Origin of the sequence: Nonomuraea terrae (assembly GCF_004348995.1) — a bacterium.
Taxonomy (GTDB): Bacteria; Actinomycetota; Actinomycetes; order Streptosporangiales; family Streptosporangiaceae; genus Nonomuraea; species Nonomuraea terrae.
In genome coordinates, this window is sequence record NZ_SMKQ01000193.1 from 1 (window position 1) to 17,484 (window position 17,484).

Genomic DNA, 17,484 nt, shown 5'->3' on the forward strand with positions numbered 1-17,484 from the left:
CGATGGAGACGTTGAAGACGCCGACGAACAGCGCCGTGCCCAGCTCGCCGCCGCCCGTCCGCATGATCCACAGCTGCAGGGTCACCCCGATTCCGCCGTAGCCGAGGCCCCACACCATGAGGAGCACCAGGGGCAGGCCGGCGAGCGGGAGCAGCGCGGTGGCCGCCGCCATGAGCGCGGCCAGCACGACGAGGGTCGCCCGCGGGTTCCTGGCGGCCCGCGCGCCCGCGGCGAAGTTGCCGGCCACGCCGGCGGCGCCGTACAGGAGGAGGGCGGTGCCGACAAGGGCGGGGCCGGCGTGTGAGACCTGCTCCAGGAACGGACGGACGTAGGTGTAGGCGGCGAAGTGCCCGGAGACGGTCAGGGCCGTCAGGGTGAGGATCACCCTCAGCGGCCCTGAGAGCCACGTGGAGCGCTTTTCCGCCGTTTCCGCAGGAGCGTCACCCGCCGGCTGCCGCAGCGGCGGCAGCGTCGCGGCCAGCACTCCGACCAGAAGCAGCGCCAGCACCCCCGCGGCGGCGAACGCGCTGCGCCACCCGGCGTAGGACGAGACGAACGTCGCCGCCGGCACCCCCAGCACCGACGCCACGGACACCCCGCCCAAGATGATCGACGTGGCCCGGCCCACGTGGCGCGCGGGGACCAGGCGTTCGCCGAGACCGGCCGCGAAGGCCCAGAAACCGCCGATGCTCACCCCGGTCAGCACGCGGGCGGCCAGCATGACGGCGTGGTTCGGCGCGAGCGCCGCCGCCAGGTTCGCCACGGCCAGCACCGCCATCAGCGCCAGGAGGACCACGCGCCGGTCGAGCCGCCGCGCGGTGACCGCCAGGGCGGGCGCGGCGACGGCGGCGACCAGGCCGGGGGCCGACATGGTCAGCCCGGCCGTACCGGCGGACACGCCCAGGTCGGCGGCGATCGAGGTCAGCAGGCCGACCGGGAGCATCTCGCTGGTCACGATGGCGAACGTGCCCACCGCCACGGAGGCCACGGCGAGCGGGCGTGCCCGTACGGAAACATCAGTGATCGTCATGGCGTCCAGCCTGTTGCCGGGCAGCCAGGGGGAACAATGACGAACCCCGAAGGCTTGGTTTAACCGGGCTAAGCGATCAGCCGGAGGGGCCATGGAGTTCAGGGAACTGGAGTGCTTCGTCGTGCTCAGCGAGGAGCTGCACTTCGCGCGTACGGCGGAGTGCCTCTACCTGTCGCCGGGGAGGGTGAGCCAGCTCGTCCGCTCGCTGGAGACCAGGATCGGCGGGCGGCTCTTCCAGCGCACGAGCAGGCGGGTGCGACTCACGCCCCTCGGCGAGCGGTTCCTGGCCGACCTGCGTCCCGCGTACGACGGGCTGGAGAGCGCCGTGAGCCGGGCCAGGGCCGCGGCCAGGGAGGTGACCGGCGTGATCAGGGTCGGGTTCCTGGCCACGCCGACCGACGTGGTCACGGGGGCCGTACGCGTCTTCGAGCGGCGGCATCCGGGGTGCGTGGCCGAGCTGGTGGAGATCCCGCTGTCCGACCCCTTCGGCAAGCTGCGGGCCGGGCAGGTGGACGTCGCGTTCACGCTGCTGCCGGTGGACGAGCCCGACCTCGTCACGGGCGGCGGCCTGAACCGGGTCTCCCACCGGCTCGGCCTCTCCGTGCGCCACCCCCTCGCGGGCCGGGCGCGCATCGGCGCGGAGGAGCTGGCCGGCGTCCCGCTGATCGGGCTGGACGGTCCCGCGCCGCGCTTCTGGCACGAACGGATCGCTCCCTCCGTGACGCCTTCCGGCCGCCCGATTCCCCGGGCCGGTAAGGTGGCCACCACGCAGGAGGGCCTGACCCAGGTGGCGCTCGGCAGGGGCGGCATGGTGTTCTGCACGCCTTCGGCGGACCAGCACGGCCGGTCCGACATCCGCTTCGTGCCCGTCACCGGGCTGCCTCCTTCGATCCTCGGCCTGGCCTGGGTGAAGGCCGCAGAGACGGCCGCGGTGCGGGCGTTCGAGGCGGCGGCGGCCGAGCACGCCGCCGAGCCGCAGGCGGCGTGACGACCGACAGGGACGTCGTCTTCACGGCGCTTCGATCACTTGGGTCCGTAGGTCAGGACGACGATGCCGGACTCGAACCGCGTCGTCTCCAGCAGCTTCAGGTGCGTCACGTCCAGGCCGTCCAGGAGCCGGTCGCCGCTTCCCGCGATGGTGGGGAACGTCCAGAAGTGGAACTCGTCCACCAGATCGTGGGCGATCAACGTGCGGTCGAGCTCCCCGGTGCCGAACTTGAGGATGTTCTCGCCCGGCTGCCGCTTCAGCTCTGCCACCGCCGTCGCGACGTCGCCCTGGATCAGGGTGCCGTTCCAGGCGTCGGCCTCCTTCAGCGTGGTGGACGCCACATACTTCGGCAGGCTGTTGATCCGGTCGGCGTACGGGTCACCTGTCCGCGCCGGCCAGGACTGCGCGAACCCCTGGTACGTCTCACGGCCGAGGAGCAGCGCGTCGGCGGCGAACAGCAGCTTGCCCGCGTACTTGTGGTGCTCCTCGTTCCAGTACGGCGGTCCCCACACGTGCGGCGAGCTGATCACGCCGTCGAGGGTGACGAACGTCGACTCGATCAGCTTCCTCATGGCACATCCCCTTCGGTTGCGTTGTTGACTGGTGAGCACGACTTTGTCCGAGCCCGCTTACCGATTTCTGCTGATCCGCTTACGGTCGCCCGGGCAGGATGAGTTGGGCGACGTGGAGGGCGGCGGCCGGCGCGTCCAGGTCGCCGGTGCGGGTGTAGACCTCGGCCGCGGTGTCGGTGAACTTGATGACGTGCTCGTCGGCGTGGTCGACCGCCCGGGTCCAGGACCTCCGCGACGGCGCCCGGGCCGTCGGGCGGGGTGGGCAGTGACGAGCGCGGCGCGTAGGCGGAGTAGATCGCCGCGGTGGTCGTCCAGATCGCGGTCAGGCCGGGCGTCCACAGCTTCCGGGGCAGCGCGGGCAGGGTGTGCAGGACCGCGTTCGGCGCGGTGGCGGTGTGCACCAGGAGGACGGGCTGTCCGTGGCCGTGGTCGAGGTAGCGCCGCGTGGCCGCAGCCACCAGGTCCGCCAGGCGGGCCGGCACCTCCTCCGCGGTGGCCGCCGGCACGAGGCGGCCGTACGCGGTCCAGTCGCCGACCCGCCGCCCGTCACCGAGCGCCTCGACGAGGCGATCGAGCACGCCGAGCCGATGTGGCGGGCATGGCGGCGGGCATGGCGGCGGGCATGGCGGCGGTCCGGCATGCCGATCGCCTCCTGGCTCTCTCCCGCCGCCTCGGCGATCACGCTCGCCTGCGGCCTGCGCGGCGACCGGGTGGCCTACCGGCTCCGGCGAGCCCACGCCGAACGCGCCCTCGGCCCGGGCGGCCCGGGCCCGGCCTCCGATGCCATGATCTTCGCCGCCTTCGTGGACGCTCGCCTCGCCGCTGTCACAGGGGTGCCGAGGACGTGCCGGTCCTGGTCGCCCGGGCCTTCGCCGGCTCGCCCACGGCCTGGCCCGCCGCCTACGCCCGCGCCGCCGCGGCCGAGCCCTCCGTGATGGCCGGGCTGCCCGACGCGGACCGCCACTTGGCCTCCGCGGCCGAGACGGCCGGTGAGAACGACTGGGCGGCCGCCTGCCTGGCGCGCGCCCGCGCCGTCGCCGGGGAATGACCCGCACCCTCCATGACGCCTTCCGGACGGCCGATTCCCGGGCCGGTAAGGTGGCCACGACCCAGGGGGCGCCGGGCGCCTCTTCCGGGATCGAGATCGCGGAGACGGCGGACGGCGTGACGTCCGAAGGAGTTCGAGATGCCTGACGAGAGCGGGGACGTCCGGCTGACCGCCTGGGTGCGGGGCCGGGTCCAGGGCGTGGGCTTCCGGTGGTGGACGCGGGCGCGGGCGCTGGAGCTGGGCCTCGTGGGCTGGGCGCGCAACACCGACGACGGCCGGGTCGAGGTGGTGGCCGAGGGCCCGAGGGAGGCGTGCGTCAAGCTGCTGGAGTCGCTCCGGGGTTGCGACACGCCGGGCAGGGTGGATGGAGTAGTGGAACGTTGGAGCGAAGCCCGAGGTAGTTTGGCCGGTTTTGTAGAGCGGTAGCCGGTTTCGTTAAACAGCCCAAATAGGGTATAGTTGTATGTCGGGAGTGCCCATCAGTAGGGGCTCAGCGGTTCGATCGACTTGACCGCCCACACTGCCGGTGCGACTCTTGTTAGGTACCACGCGCACCCCTCCCGCGGAACAGAAGTGCGCGAACCAGTCTGGTCACTCAGCGTGGAGGACCCTTTACCATGGCGAAGGCTCTACTCGGCCACGTCGGCGGTCCTGACCCTCGAATGGTCTCGGAGATGCGCCGCCTGCAGCAGCGTATCCGGGATCTGGAGGCAGAACTCATCCGACTTCAGGCCACCAATGACGCTCTTGCAGCGCAAACCCGCGACGAGGCGCTAAGCCGCGTGCAGGAGCGCGAGCCGGCACTCACCTGAGAGTGATCGGAGCGCAAGATTCAGGGACGTCTCGAAGAGGCGTCCCTTGTTATTTGCCCCCTTCAGGAAAGACCTGGTCAAGCTGCCGCGCGGGCGCGGATGCCCGCGTGGGCTAGCCGGGACCAGTAGTCTTTTCCCTTGTCCGTACAGGGAGAGGGGGACGTGCTTTGTATTTGAAGACCCTGACCCTGCGCGGCTTCAAGTCCTTCGCCTCCGCGACCGCCCTGCGGTTCGAGCCGGGCATCACCTGTGTCGTCGGGCCCAACGGCTCCGGCAAGTCCAACGTCGTCGACGCCCTCGCCTGGGTGATGGGCGAGCACAGTGCCAAGTCGCTGCGCGGCGGCAAGATGGAAGACGTGATCTTCGCCGGCACCTCGTCCCGGCCGCCACTCGGCCGCGCCGAGGTGACGCTGACCATCGACAACTCCGACGGCGCGCTGCCGATCGACTACACCGAGGTCACGATCAGCCGGCTGATGTTCCGGTCGGGGCAGAGCGAATATGCGATCAACGGCGACACCTGCCGCCTGCTGGACATCCAGGAGCTGCTGTCCGACTCCGGCATCGGCCGTGAGATGCACGTCATCGTCGGCCAGGGCCAGCTCGACGCGGTGCTGCACGCGGGGCCGGAGGACCGCCGGGCGTTCATCGAAGAGGCCGCGGGCGTCCTGAAGCATCGCAAGCGCAAGGAGAAGGCGCTGCGCAAGCTCGACGCGATGCAGGCCAACCTCACCCGTGTGCAGGACCTCGCCACCGAGCTGCGGCGCCAGCTCAAGCCGCTGGGCCGCCAGGCCGAGATCGCCCGCAAGGCCGCCGTCATCCAGGCCGACCTGCGTGACGCCCGGCTGCGGCTGCTGGCCGACGACGTGTGCGTGCTGCGCGTGACGCTGGAGCGCGAGGCGGCCGACGAGGCCGCGATCACGCAGCGACGCCGGCAGGTCGAGGCCGAGCTCGCCGAGGGGCAGCAGCGGGAGGCCGCGCTGGAGGCCGCCGAGGCCGAGGCCCAGCCGCGGCTCGCGGCGGCGCAGGAGACGTACTTCCGGCTGTCGTCGCTGCGTGAGCGCATCAGCGGCCTGGAGCAGCTCGCCGCCGAACGCCATCGGCACGCCCTCGACGCCGCCGCCATCGAGCGCCGCGGCCGCGACCCGGAGGAGCTCGAACGCGAGGCCGCCGAGGTGCGCGAGCGGGAGCTGATCCTCAAGGCGGAGCTGGACCACGCGCGGGAGCTGCTGGAGGAGGCCGTTCAGGCGCGGGCCGAGGCCGAGGCCGAGCTGAGCGTCGAGGAGCAGCGGCTCGCCATGGCCGCGCGGGCCGCCGCCGACCGCCGCGAGGGGCTGGCCAAACTGCGCGGCCAGGTCGATTCCGTACGCAGCCGGGCCAGGGCCGCCGAGGAGGAGATCGGACGCCTCCGGCAGGCCGTGGCCGACGCGGCCGAGCGGCAGCGGCGGGCCGCGGAGGACCTGGAGGCCCAGCGGCTGGAGTCGCCGGCCGTCGATCCTGAGCTGGCCGAGGAGCTGGCCGCGGCGCAGGCCACGGTCGAGGAGGCCAAGGCGGTGGCCGACGAGGCGCGCGCGGGGCTGGAGGAGGCGACGTCGGCTCTTGACGCGCCGGGTGCCGCCCTGCGGGAGGCCAAGGCGGGGGTGAGCACCGCGCGGGCCGCCGACCAGGAGGCCCAGCGGGCGGTGGCAGCGCTCGCCGCTCGCCGCGACGCCCTGGAGCTGGGGCTGGCCAAGGGCGACGGCGGGGCAGCGCTGCTGGAGGCCGGCCTGGCCGGGGTGCTGGGGCCGCTGGCGGCCTCGATGCAGGTGACGCCGGGGGCCGAGCCGGCCGTCGCGGCGGTTCTCGGCCCGGTCGCGGAGGCGATCACCGTCCAGACACTCGACACGGCCGTGGAGGCCCTCGACCTGCTGCGCACGCGGAGCCTGGGCCAGGCGACGCTCCTCGTCGCGCTCGGCGGCGGCGCGAAGTCGGACGGCGCGAAGTCGGACGCGGGCGAGACGGACTCGCAGGGTGCGGCGGTCCCGGGTGACGGCGCCGCAGGGGACCCCACTCCGGGCGGGGCCGCCGGACGTCTCAGCGGGAGCATGCGTCGGCCGGCGCCCGAGGGCAGCCGGTGGGTGGCCGAGCTGGTCAGCGTGCCTGAGCATCTGCGGGCCGCTCTCGATCACGTGCTCGCCGGCGTGGCGGTCGTGGACGAGCTCGATGCCGCCAGGAAGCTGGTCGAGCGTCACCCCGAGCTGCGGGCCGTCACCAAGGCGGGTGATCTGGTCGGAGAGCCGCTGGCCAGCGGCGGGTCGGAGAGCGGGACCTCCGTGCTGCAGGTGCGGGCCGCGCTCGACGAGGCCGTCAGAGACCTGGAGGAGGCCGAGGCCAGGGCCGAGGAGACCGCGCTGGCGCTCGACGAGGCCGTCGCCGGCGAGCAGGCCGCTCAGAGCGCGCTGGAGGCCGCCCAGGCCCGCGTGAGTGAGGCACAGCACGCCGTCACCACCGCCCAGGCCGGTGTGAGCGCCGCGCAGGGCGCGCTCGACCAGGTACGCGGCCGCCAGCGCGAGGCCGATCAGCGCACCGCCGCCGCGGCCAAGCGGCTGGCCCAGCTGGAGGCGGCCGCGAACGCCGCCCGCGACGAGGCCGAGCGCCTGACCGCGAGCGTGGCCAGGGCGGAGGCGGCCCGCGCCGAAGGGCTGGAAGAGCTGGCCGAGCTGGAGGTCCGGCTGGCCGAGGCCGAATACGCCCAGGAGCTGGAGTCCGAGCCCACCACCGACCTGCGCGACGAGCTGGCGAGCGCCTGCGAGTCCGCCCGCCAGCGCGAGATGGACACCCGCCTGCAGGTCCGCACCGCCGAGGAGCGGGTCAAGGGCATCGAGGGCCGCGCCGACGGGCTGCTGCGCGCCGCGCGCCGCGAACGTGAGGAACGCGCCCAGGCGGCCGCCCAGCGCGACCGGCGCAGGCGTCAGGCCGCGCTGGCCGAGGCCGTCAGCAAGGGCGCCAAGCGGGTGCTCGCGGCGCTGGCCGAGTCCGTCCAGCTGGCCTCCAGGGAGCGTGACGAGGCCGACCTCGCCCGGGTGGCCGTCGACGCCGAGCTCAAGCAGGTACGCCTCCGCGTCCGCGAACTCGGCCAGGAGCTGGACAAACTGGTCAACCGAGTGCACGGCAACGAGGTGGCCCGCACGGAGCAGCGGCTGCGGCTGGAGCAGATGGAGCAGCGGGCGCTGGAGGAGTTCGGCGTCGAGGTCGAGTCCCTGATCTCCGAGTACGGCCCCGACGCGCCGGTCCCCGGCGACCCGCCGGTGCCGTACGTACGGGAGGAGCAGGAGAAGCGGGCCAGGATCGCCGAGAAGCAGATGAACCAGCTCGGCAAGGTCAACCCGCTCGCGCTGGAGGAGTTCGCGGCGCTGGAGGAGCGGCACGCGTTCCTCAACTCCCAGCTGGAAGACCTGAGGAAGACGCGGCGCGACCTGCTGACCGTGGTCAAGGAGGTCGACGAGCGGGTGGAGCAGATGTTCGCCTCGGCGTACGAGGACGTCGCCAGGGAGTTCGAGCAGATCTTCGGCCGGGTCTTCCCGGGCGGCGACGGCCGGCTGGTGCTGACCGATCCGTCCGACATGCTGACGACCGGCATCGAGGTCGAGGCGCGGCCGCCGGGCAAGAAGGTCAAGCGCCTGTCGCTGCTGTCGGGCGGTGAGCGGTCGCTGACGGCGGTGGCGTTCCTGATCTCGATCTTCAAGGCGCGGCCGTCGCCGTTCTACGTGATGGACGAGGTCGAGGCCGCGCTCGACGACACCAACACGCAGCGGCTGCTGACGCTCTTCGAGGAGTTGCGGCAGAGCTCGCAGCTCATCGTGATCACCCACAACAAGCGCACGATGGAGATCGCCGACGCGCTCTACGGCGTGTCGATGCGCGGTGACGGTGTGACGCAGGTGGTCAGCCAGCGGCTCAGGGAACGCGAATCGGCCTGATCGGTGTGGCCTTGGGCCTGACCACGCCGGATGATCTGGAAAACTGACGTGTTGTGGAAGGTTACCTCGCCGTCATCGTGATCGTGGCCGTCGTCGCCCTGCTGGCGGCCGGCGGCCTCTTCCTGCTTTTCCGGCCGGGCCGTAAAGCGCCCCCACCGGTCCTGCCGCCCGAGGCCCCGACGCTTCCCGAGGAGGAGGAGAAGCGGCCCGCCGCGGCGGGTGAGGAGGCCGAAGGCGCGACGACCACGCTTCCGCCGCCGGTCAAGCCGGCCGAGCCGGTCGTGGCGCCGCCCGAGATCGAGGTGCCGCCGCCGTCGGCGGGCCGGATGGTGCGGCTGCGCTCGCGCCTGGCCCGCTCGCAGAACGCGCTCGGGCGCGGGCTGCTGGAGCTGCTCTCGCGTGACCGGCTCGACGACGACGTCTGGGACGAGATCGAGGAGAGCCTGATCACCGCCGACGTGGGCGTCGCGCCCACGCAGGCCATCGTCGAGGAGCTGCGCACCCGGGTGAAGGTGCTCGGCAGCCGCTCCCACGACGAGGTCCGCGGCCTGCTGCGCGAGCGGCTGCTCGCCCAGATCAACCCCGACCTCGACCGCACGCTCAAGGTGACGGCGCCGGGCGAGCGCCCGGCGGTCGTCCTGGTCGTGGGCGTCAACGGCACCGGCAAGACCACCACCACCGGCAAGCTCGCCCGTTCGCTCATCGGCGACGGCAAGAAGGTCGTGCTCGGCGCGGCCGACACCTTCCGCGCCGCGGCGGCCGACCAGCTCCAGACCTGGGGCGAGCGGGTCGGCGCCGACACTGTACGCGGCCCCGAGGGCGGCGACCCGGCCTCCGTGGCGTTCGACGCGGTGGCCCGGGGCATCGAGGAGAAGGTCGACGTCGTCATCGTCGACACCGCCGGCCGCCTGCACACCAAGACCGGCCTGATGGACGAGCTGGGCAAGGTCAAGCGGGTCATCGAGAAGAAGGCCACCGTCGACGAGGTGCTGCTCGTCCTCGACGCGACCACCGGCCAGAACGGCATGCGCCAGGCCCAGGTTTTCGGCGAGGCGGTCAACATCACCGGCATCGCGCTGACCAAGCTCGACGGCACCGCCAAGGGCGGCATCGTGATCTCCGTGCAGCGGGAGCTCGGGGTTCCGGTGAAGCTCGTGGGGCTGGGTGAAGGGCCCGACGACCTGGCGCCGTTCGATCCGGAGGTCTTCGTCGACGCCATTCTGGGCGATTAGGTTACGGTCAGGCCCATAATTCACGCGGGATTAGCCCTTACCAGATAAATGTTGATCTGCGGCTTTTGTCTGTGGTCACATATATCGTCATCAATGATCGTTCGATCCCGCATGAACGCGAGAGGGCGCACATGAAGAAGATCGTTGTTCACCGGCCCGGAACCGTGAAGCCCACCGCCGCGGCCGCGCCGCGGCACTGCGGCTGATCCACTGAAGGCCGGCGCCCACTGCGCGGGCGTCGGCCGCCCGGGACCACGGGAAAGGCTTCACGTGGACACGATCTTCCTTGACGCGGACCGCCGGATCGGCGGCCCTTACACACTGGGCGCGGGGCTGCTCGCGCATCTCGTCCCGCCGGCGCTTGAGCGCTGGCCCGACCTGGTCACCGCACACGACATCGAGATCCGCGCCGCGGCACCCGGCCTGCACGACGCCGTGCCGGCCCGCCGCCGCTCACTGGCCGACTCCCTGCCCAGGGAGCAGCGCGTGCTCGTGCCGGGCGCGCGCCGCACCCTCAGGCTGGCCAACGGCATCGCGGAGTTCGTCCGAGACCATCTGAGCCGTACGGGGCCGCTCACCGTCACCGTGACCGGCCTCGGCGAGGCCGACCAGACCGACGCCGAGCTGGTGACCGTGCTGCGGCGCCGGATCGACCCCGGCCTGCTGATCATCCAGGAGGGGCCGTCGGCTCCCGGCCGGGGCCCCTTCCAGACCGACTTCGACCGATACCGTGACGAGGGCTTCCACCACGCGCTGACCGAGGCGGGGCTGGAGGCGCTGCGCGGCAGGGCGTACGAGGACGACCCCGAGGGGTGGCAGCGGCTCCTGCTGCGGGTCGCCGCGTCCCTGGAGGCCATCGAGCGCGAGGAGGAGGCCCGGGAGCTCTACGACCGGGCCCGGCGCAGGAGCACGCATCCGCGCTATCGCGCCACCGCCGCGTACGCCACCGCCATGATCCTCGTACGCCACCACGACCACGCGCGGCGCGACCCCGAGGAGGCGCTGGCCTGGATCAACGAGGCCATCACCATCACGTCGCTGATGCCCGACCGCCGGGAGCGTGCCTTCCACCTCGGGTTCGACCTCAACGGCAAGGCGTTGGTCGAGGTGCGCAGGGGCCGCCCGGAGGCCGCCATGGAGCTGGTGCGGCAGGCCATCGAGCTGGCCGAGACCGACCTGGCCGGCGAACACCCGATCCACCGGCTCGTCCTGTACGCCAACCGGGGGCAGCTGCTCGCCATGTCGGGGCGGAAGCGGGAGGCGCTGGCCGACTACACGCGGGCCATCGAGACCGACCCCGGCTACCCCGACTACTACCTCGACCGCGGCAATCTGCTGCAGGAGCTGGGGCGGACGGAGGAGGCGCTGGCCGACTACGAGGCGGTCATGCGGCTGAGTCCGCCGTTTCCCGAGGCGTACTACAACCGCTCCGAGATCCGTTACGCCGCGGGAGACCTGGAGGGGGCCCGCGCCGACCTCGACTACACGCTGGAGCTCGACCCCGAGTTCGCGCGCGCGTACGTGAACAGGTCCGGGCTGCGCGTGGCCGCCGGCGACCACGCGGCCGCCCGGCGGGACGTCGAGCGGGGGCTCGCGCTGACGCCCGCCGACCCCCATCTGCTGTGCGTGCTCGGGCAGGTCGAGCTGGCCGAACACCGCCACGCCGAGGCGCTGGCCGCCTTCGACCGGGCGCTGGAGCTGCACCCCGACCTGGCGGCGGCCTGGGCGGGGCGGGGTGAGCTGGCGTACGAGCGGGGCGACCACGAGGGGTCGCTGGCCGCCTTCGACCGGGCGCTGAAGCTGGAGGAGACGCCGGAGCTGCTGTTCAACCGCTCGATGGTCCACCGGGCCGCCGGGCGGGCGGCCGAGGCCCGCCGTGACCTCCTGCGGGCCGCGGAGCTGGCCCCCGGCGATCCCGACGTCGCGGCGGCGCTGTCGGCGCTCTGAGCCTTTACGGCGGGTCAGCCCCGTGCCGACAGAGGGGCGATCGGGATGACCAGGGGCGTGCCGGCCACCGGGTCGGCGATGACCTTGGCGTCCAGCTCGAAGACCTCCCGCAACAGGCCCTCGGTCAGCACCTCGTGCGGGGTGCCGGAGGAGATGACCTTGCCGGCGCGCATGGCGACCAGCCGGTCGGCGTAGCGGGCGGCCAGGTTGAGGTCGTGCAGGACCATGACGACCGTGCGCCCGGCCTCCTGGTGCAGGTGGCGTACGAGCTCCAGCACCTCCACCTGGTGCGCCAGGTCGAGGAACGTCGTCGGCTCGTCGAGCAGCAGCAGGTCGGTGCCCTGGGCCAGGGCCATGGAGATCCACGCCCGCTGCCGCTGCCCGCCCGACAGCTCGTCCAGGGGCCGCTCGGCGAGGTCGGCGAGGCCGGTCATGTCGAGCGCCGCGGCGACCGCGCCCTCGTCGTCGGAGGACCACTGGCGGTACCACGTCTGGTGCGGGTGCCGGCCCCGCGCCACCAGGTCGGCCACGGTCAGCCCCTCGGGCGCCGTGGGCGCCTGCGGCAGCATGCCGAGGACCTTGGCCACCTCGCGGGTGGGAGTCTTGTCGATGCGCTTGCCGTCCAGCAGCACCTCGCCGCCCTGCGGTTTGAGCAGCCGGCCCAGGGCGCGCAGCAAAGTGGACTTGCCGCAGCCGTTCGGGCCGATGATCGTGGTCACGGTGCCCGCCTCGATGCCGAGGTCGAGGCCGTCCACGATGAGGCGGTCGCCATACCCCAGCTTGACGCCGGAGGCCTGCAGTCTCACTTTCGCGACCTCCAGATGAGGTGGATCAGGTACGGAGCGCCCAGTACGGCCGTGACGATACCGACGGGCAGCTCGATCGGCGAGAACGCGGTCCGCGCGATCAGGTCGGCGCCCGTGGTGAGCACGGCGCCGATGACCGCCGAGCACAGCAGCGGGGGTTGCCCGGAGCGCGCGAGGCGCAGCGCGATCTGCGGCGCGGCCAGGGCCACGAACGCGATCGGCCCCGCCGACGCGGTGGCCACGGCGGCCAGCAGCACGGCCGCGAGGATCATCAGGGCGCGGGCCAGGTTCATCCGCACGCCGAGCGCGGTGACCGTGTCGTCGCCGAAGCGCAGGGCGTCGAGCGAACGTGTGCCGAGCAGGGTCACCGGCACCAGCACGGCCAGGGCCAGCGCCGTGGGCGTGACGTGCTCCCAGCCGCGGCCGTTCAGCGAGCCGCTGATCCAGACCATGGCGCGGCCGGTGTCGTTCACGTCGCCGATGGTCAGGAGCCAGAACTTGACGTTCGTGAACACCGCGGCCACGCCGATGCCGACCAGGACCAGGCGGTAGCCGTCGAGGCCGCGCCGCCAGGCCAGGCCGTAGACGACCGCGGCGCCGAGCAGGCCGCCGAGCAGGGCGAGCGCCGGGATGCCGAGCGTGGCCAGCAGGCCGCTGACGCCGCTGTTCACGCTGCCGCTGGCCACGACACCGGCCACCACGGCGACCGAGGCGCCGGTGGTGACGCCGAGGATCTCGGGGCTGGCCAGCGGATTGCGCGCGATCGACTGGATGATCGCGCCCGACAGCGCGAGTGCCGCGCCGACCAGGGCGCCGGTGAGCGCGCGCGGCAGGCGCAGCTCCATGATGACGAAGTGGGCCGGGCTGTTGACGTCGAACGTGCCGGCGACGACCTCGGCCAGTGACATGTCGATGTCGCCGATGCGCATGCTCAGGACCATCAGCAGGGCGAGCAGCACGAGGCCGGTCAGGGCGACCGTGACGCTGCGCAGCCGTATCTGCCAGGACATGCGGCCGACGCGCAGAGAGCGGGTGGTGAGCGTGGTCACAGGCGCACCGGCTTCCTGCGGCGTACCAGGAAGACGAAGAACGGGGCGCCGATCAGCGCGAGCACCACGCCGACCTCCAGCTCGCCCGGCGGTGCCACCACGCGGCCGATCACGTCGGCGAACAGCAGCAGCGCAGCGCCGATCAGCCCCGAGTACGGCAGCAGCCACCGGTGGTCGGTGCCCGACAGCGGCCGGGCGAGGTGGGGCACGATGAGCCCGACGAAGGCGAGCGAGCCGCAGGCGGCAACGGCCGCGCCCGACAGCAGGGTGACGGCGGCGACGCCGATGGTGCGGGTCAGGGCGATGTTCTGGCCGAGGCTGCGGGCGACGTCCTCGCCGAGCGACAGCGCGTTCAGCCCGGGGGCGTTGATCATCGCCAGCACGAGCCCTGCCAGGATGAACGGCAGAACCTGCCAGACCACGTCGGCGCCCCTGGCGGAGATCGAGCCGGCCTGCCAGAAGCGGAAGACGTCCATCGCCTGCTCGTCCAGGAGGACGACGGCCGAGGTCAGGGCGGCCAGGAAGGCGCTCACGGCGGTGCCGGCCAGGGCCAGCGTGACCGGCGTCGGGCCGCCTCTGCCGCCGACCATGCCGAGCGCGAACACGGCCACGCTCGCCACCAGCGCTCCCGCCAGGCCGAACCAGATGTAGACGAGCAGGCTGTCGACGCCGAGCAGGATGATCGAGGCCACCATCGCGAACGCGGCCCCCTGCGTGACGCCGAGCAGGCCGGGGTCGGCGAGCGGGTTGCGGGTGTGGCCCTGCATGAGCGCGCCCGACACGCCGAGCGCGAGGCCGGCGAGCACGCCTAAGACGGTCCTCGGGACGCGCAGCGAGCGGATCACGAGGTCGTTCTCGGTGCCGGTCGGTGCCGTCAGCGCGTGCCAGGCGTCGGAGACCGGTACGGACTTGGAGCCGATCGTGATGCTCAGCACCACGGTCACGGCCAGCGCGCCGAGCAGGACGACGAGCACGGTGAGCCGACGATGGCGGATGCCATGAAGCCGCGGGGCGACGGCCGTAGCGCTCACCCGTGTCCACCTCCCCATTTGCCCGATCTCGCTGAGTATGCCAGCTTAGGCAGGGCTAACCTAATTTAGGGTTGCCTTACTTCTGCGAAAGGCATCTGATGAGACCGTTGCGGGTGCTGGCCGGCGCTCTCCTCCTGGTGGGGCTCGCCGCCTGCGGCTCCACGCCGGACACGGCGGAGACCCCGCCGTCCAAGAGCGCGGCCCCGTTCAGGACCGTCGAGCACGCCATGGGCAAGACGGTCATCCCGGCGCAGCCCAAGCGGGTGGTGGCTCTCGACCAGAGCTTCGTGGACGCGGTGCTGACCCTGGAGACCCCGGTGGTGGGCTACACGACGTACCGCTCGATCGAGACCGAGCTGCCCGGCTACCTCGGCGCGGTCGCCGAGGCGTACGGCAAGGACGCGACCCCGGTCGGCACGCTGGAGGAGCCGAGCCTGGAGAAGATCATCTCGCTCAAGCCCGACCTCATCGTCTCGGCGAAGGTACGGCACGAGGCGCTCTACGACCAGCTCTCCAAGATCGCGCCGACCGTGTTCAGCGAGACCACCGGGGCCATCTGGAAGGACAACCTCCGCCTCATGGGCCAGGCCCTCGGCAAGGAGCAGCTCGCGGACACCCGGATCAAGGAGTTCGAGCAGCGCGCCGCCGCGATCGGCGCCTCCATCAAGGAGAAGGAGGGCGAGCTGCCGACGATCTCGATCGTCCGCTTCGCGGGAGAGCCGACCGTCCGGCTGTACGTGGAGAACTCCTACTCCGGTGTCGTCATGAAGGACGTCGGCTTCCCGCGCCCCGAGGATCAGCCCACCGCGGACGACGCGATCGCGGTGGACGTGAGCCAGGAGCGCATCGGCGAGCTGGACGCCGACCACATCTTCGTCGCGAGCTACCCGGACCCGGCGACCGACGAGCCCAAGGAGAAGTTCGTCGGCAACCCGTTGTGGGGCAAGCTCAAGGGCGACAAGCACGAGGTCAGCGACCTGACGTGGATGAGCGCGGTGGGCATCCAGGGCGCCCACGCCATCCTCGACGACCTGGCCGGGCTCTTCGCGGTGGACCCCGCCAAGCCGGTCTCCTGACGGGTCCCGTCCCGCCCGGGGCGGGACGGGCGTCAGTTCGTGGTGTCGGGGTCCGGGCCGGTGCGCTCTCTCGCTGCTCCACGGCAGGATCGAGTCGCATCTCGAACGCGTCCTGCAGAGCCGGCACGGCCTGAGCGCGCGCGAGTACTCGCTGCTCGACGTCCTCAGCCGGCAGCGCGACGGCGAGGGCGGGCACCTGCAGATGAAGCAGGTCGCCGACGCGGTGGTGCTCAGCCAGAGCGCCACCACGCCCCTGGTGACCCGCCTGGAGAACCGCGGTCTGCTGTCGTGCTATCTGTGCCCCACCGACCGGCGCGGCATCTACACCGACGTCACCGACGCCGGGCTCACCCTCCTGCGTCAGGCCCGCCCCACCCACGACGCCGCCCTGCGCGACGCCTTGGGCGAGGCCGTCCAGGACCCTCGGCTCGGGCCCCTGGTGCGAGCCCTGGGCTCAGTCCCGAGTCTGTCCGCCGGCTGACCCCGCCGCGCAGACCCATGGGGAATAGGTGGGGGTTGGTTGGTGTTGTAGTGAACCGAACGTAGGCAACAGCGCGTCTACCAGGGTGAGGTTTACTCCCCAGTGCCTGGGCAGGCGAAAAGACGTGCGGATGAGTGTCACACCAGCGGTCGGCGGCGGGTTCGCCCGCTCGCGGGACCGGCACCGGCCGATGGCGTGCGGCTCGTGCCGCGCCGGTCCACGAAGTTCGTCCATATACGCTATCCGATGTGACTCTAGCCACTATTCATGCAAATTTGGGTGGGTAGTGTTATGATAGCGAGACTTGTCCGGCCGTGGACGTGACGACGCACGCCGCGAGCACTTGGACCGAAACCCCTTCTGATTGGTGCGGAACCGCTCTAACGCGCCCCTTACTGAGGGCTTGCGATGATGGGACCGCTATCAGGCGGCTTGTGCCGATACGGGGGAGAGCGCAAGGGGGAATGAATTGATCTCGATGACCGATGAGCAGCGTCAGGACTGGTTCGAGCGCGATGTCGTGCCCGTGACGTCGCAGCTGTTCGCTTCCGCCATGCGCCTGACCCGTAACGCCGCCGACGCGGAGGACCTGGTGCAGGAGACCGTGGCCAAGGCGTACACGTCGTACCACCAGTTCCGCGAGGGCACCAACCTCAAGGCGTGGCTGCATCGCATCCTGACCAACAACTTCATCAACGACTACCGCAAGAAGCAGCGTTCTCCGAAGCTGTCGGCCGCCGAGGACATCGAGGACTGGCAGTTGCACGCCGCCGAGTCGCACACCTCGACCGGCCTGCGGTCGGCCGAGACCGAGGCGCTCGACCGGCTGCCCGACACCGTCGTGATGGACGCCCTGCGCTCCCTTCCCGAGGACTTCCGCGTGGCGGTCTACCTGGCCGACGTGGAGGGGTTCGCCTACAAGGAGATCGCCGAGCGCATGGGCACCCCGATCGGGACCGTCATGTCGCGACTCCACCGTGGCCGCCGTCAGCTGCGCGGCATGCTGGAGGAGTACGCCCGTGAGGAAGGCGCCGTACGCCTTCCCGCCCAGAGCGCCGCGTAGGCCCTACGACCCCAGAGACAGATGGAGGCGGACGCGTAACGCGCCGCCTCCGGAGCGCAGCTCCACCAGGTCGCACAGCTGTCTGCTGATCCAGAGCCCGTATCCCCGAGGGGATGCGGGCTCTGGTGGTATGCAGCCGGCTAAGGGATCGTCGAGCGCGCCGCCGGGCTCGGCGATCTCGCACACCAGCTCGCCGCCGGCGCGCCACATGGTGATCACGCCGTGGCCGGCGCCGTGTTCGATGCTGTTGGCGGCGATCTCCGAGGCGCTGATCACTAGGGAGGTGATCCGGTCGGGGTCCATGCCCACGACCCTGGCGTAGGCGGCGACGGCCTGGCGCGCCCGCCTCAGCCCGTGACCGCCGAAGCCGATCGTCACGGCGTCGCCGGG

Annotated in this window: 16 protein-coding genes; 10 read left to right on the plus strand and 6 right to left on the minus strand. The window is 72.0% G+C overall.

Annotation, left to right across the window (positions count from 1 at the left end; translation table 11 throughout):
* On the minus strand, positions 1-1,030 hold a 1,030-nt coding region (locus tag E1286_RS37595), incomplete at its 3' end, for an MFS transporter (protein WP_132620452.1).
* Between the two features lie 91 nt (positions 1,031-1,121).
* Here E1286_RS37595 and E1286_RS37600 point away from each other — a divergent pair.
* Positions 1,122-2,018 (plus strand): LysR family transcriptional regulator, encoded by an 897-nt coding sequence (locus E1286_RS37600; RefSeq protein ID WP_132620454.1) that lies wholly within the window; start codon positions 1,122-1,124, stop codon positions 2,016-2,018.
* A gap of 35 nt (positions 2,019-2,053) precedes the next feature.
* Here E1286_RS37600 and E1286_RS37605 read toward each other — a convergent pair whose 3' ends face one another.
* Positions 2,054-2,590 (minus strand): dihydrofolate reductase family protein, encoded by a 537-nt coding sequence (locus E1286_RS37605; RefSeq protein WP_132620456.1) that lies wholly within the window; start codon positions 2,588-2,590, stop codon positions 2,054-2,056.
* Between the two features lie 844 nt (positions 2,591-3,434).
* Between E1286_RS37605 and E1286_RS37610 the strand changes: the two genes are divergently transcribed.
* From E1286_RS37610 to E1286_RS37635, 6 genes are all read left to right on the plus strand, one after another.
* Positions 3,435-3,638, plus strand: coding sequence for a hypothetical protein (locus tag E1286_RS37610; RefSeq protein WP_132620458.1), 204 nt, complete (start codon positions 3,435-3,437; stop codon positions 3,636-3,638).
* Positions 3,639-3,776: 138 nt separating this feature from the next.
* Positions 3,777-4,064 carry an acylphosphatase gene (locus E1286_RS37615; protein ID WP_132620460.1) on the plus strand — a complete coding sequence of 96 codons (288 nt, stop codon included), beginning with the start codon at positions 3,777-3,779 and terminating at the stop codon, positions 4,062-4,064.
* A 191-nt stretch (positions 4,065-4,255) separates the two neighbouring features.
* The gene (locus E1286_RS37620) at positions 4,256-4,450 is read left to right on the plus strand and encodes a hypothetical protein (RefSeq protein WP_043618321.1); all 195 of its coding nucleotides are present in this window, start codon (positions 4,256-4,258) and stop codon (positions 4,448-4,450) included.
* 167 nt (positions 4,451-4,617) lie between these two features.
* Complete coding sequence (locus E1286_RS37625; RefSeq protein ID WP_132620462.1) at positions 4,618-8,409, plus strand: AAA family ATPase; 3,792 nt, start codon at positions 4,618-4,620, stop codon at positions 8,407-8,409.
* 53 nt (positions 8,410-8,462) lie between these two features.
* Complete coding sequence (gene ftsY / locus E1286_RS37630; RefSeq protein WP_132620464.1) at positions 8,463-9,641, plus strand: signal recognition particle-docking protein FtsY; 1,179 nt, start codon at positions 8,463-8,465, stop codon at positions 9,639-9,641.
* Positions 9,642-9,911: 270 nt separating this feature from the next.
* Positions 9,912-11,588: a tetratricopeptide repeat protein gene (locus E1286_RS37635; RefSeq protein ID WP_132620466.1), complete on the plus strand. Its 1,677-nt coding sequence runs from the start codon at positions 9,912-9,914 to the stop codon at positions 11,586-11,588.
* 14 nt (positions 11,589-11,602) lie between these two features.
* Here E1286_RS37635 and E1286_RS37640 read toward each other — a convergent pair whose 3' ends face one another.
* Genes E1286_RS37640 through E1286_RS37650 form a run of 3 tightly spaced genes read right to left on the minus strand, consistent with a single transcriptional unit; the run spans position 11,603 to position 14,474 of the window.
* The gene (locus tag E1286_RS37640; protein ID WP_132620468.1) at positions 11,603-12,394 is read right to left on the minus strand and encodes an ABC transporter ATP-binding protein; all 792 of its coding nucleotides are present in this window, start codon (positions 12,392-12,394) and stop codon (positions 11,603-11,605) included.
* Complete coding sequence (locus tag E1286_RS37645; RefSeq protein ID WP_246075511.1) at positions 12,391-13,443, minus strand: FecCD family ABC transporter permease; 1,053 nt, start codon at positions 13,441-13,443, stop codon at positions 12,391-12,393. The genes E1286_RS37640 and E1286_RS37645 overlap by 4 nt, the downstream gene beginning before the upstream one ends.
* Positions 13,440-14,474 carry a FecCD family ABC transporter permease gene (locus E1286_RS37650; RefSeq protein ID WP_246075512.1) on the minus strand — a complete coding sequence of 345 codons (1,035 nt, stop codon included), beginning with the start codon at positions 14,472-14,474 and terminating at the stop codon, positions 13,440-13,442. The genes E1286_RS37645 and E1286_RS37650 overlap by 4 nt, the downstream gene beginning before the upstream one ends.
* Positions 14,475-14,572: 98 nt before the next feature.
* On the opposite strand from E1286_RS37650, the gene E1286_RS37655 reads away from it, so the two are divergent.
* From E1286_RS37655 to E1286_RS37665, 3 genes are all read left to right on the plus strand, one after another.
* The gene (locus tag E1286_RS37655; protein ID WP_132620472.1) at positions 14,573-15,550 is read left to right on the plus strand and encodes an ABC transporter substrate-binding protein; all 978 of its coding nucleotides are present in this window, start codon (positions 14,573-14,575) and stop codon (positions 15,548-15,550) included.
* Positions 15,551-15,623: 73 nt separating this feature from the next.
* Positions 15,624-16,031, plus strand: coding sequence for a MarR family winged helix-turn-helix transcriptional regulator (locus E1286_RS37660; RefSeq protein ID WP_132620474.1), 408 nt, complete (start codon positions 15,624-15,626; stop codon positions 16,029-16,031).
* Positions 16,032-16,509: 478 nt separating this feature from the next.
* Positions 16,510-17,094 carry a sigma-70 family RNA polymerase sigma factor gene (locus E1286_RS37665; protein WP_132620476.1) on the plus strand — a complete coding sequence of 195 codons (585 nt, stop codon included), beginning with the start codon at positions 16,510-16,512 and terminating at the stop codon, positions 17,092-17,094.
* A 3-nt stretch (positions 17,095-17,097) separates the two neighbouring features.
* Here E1286_RS37665 and E1286_RS37670 read toward each other — a convergent pair.
* Positions 17,098-17,484, minus strand: a 387-nt coding sequence (locus E1286_RS37670) for an ATP-binding protein (RefSeq protein ID WP_132620478.1), incomplete at its 5' end; no start/stop codon positions are given.

What these genes read in the sequence shown, in the direction of transcription:
- E1286_RS37620 (WP_043618321.1), top strand. Translation starts at nt 4,256, where the DNA reads ATGGCGAAGGCTCTACTCGGCCACGTCGGCGGTCCTGACCCTCGAATG.
- E1286_RS37665 (WP_132620476.1), top strand. Translation starts at nt 16,510, where the DNA reads ATGACCGATGAGCAGCGTCAGGACTGGTTCGAGCGCGATGTCGTGCCC.
- E1286_RS37615 (WP_132620460.1), top strand. Translation starts at nt 3,777, where the DNA reads ATGCCTGACGAGAGCGGGGACGTCCGGCTGACCGCCTGGGTGCGGGGC.
- E1286_RS37600 (WP_132620454.1), top strand. Translation starts at nt 1,122, where the DNA reads ATGGAGTTCAGGGAACTGGAGTGCTTCGTCGTGCTCAGCGAGGAGCTG.
- E1286_RS37655 (WP_132620472.1), top strand. Translation starts at nt 14,573, where the DNA reads ATGAGACCGTTGCGGGTGCTGGCCGGCGCTCTCCTCCTGGTGGGGCTC.
- E1286_RS37605 (WP_132620456.1), bottom strand. Translation starts at nt 2,590, where the DNA reads ATGAGGAAGCTGATCGAGTCGACGTTCGTCACCCTCGACGGCGTGATC.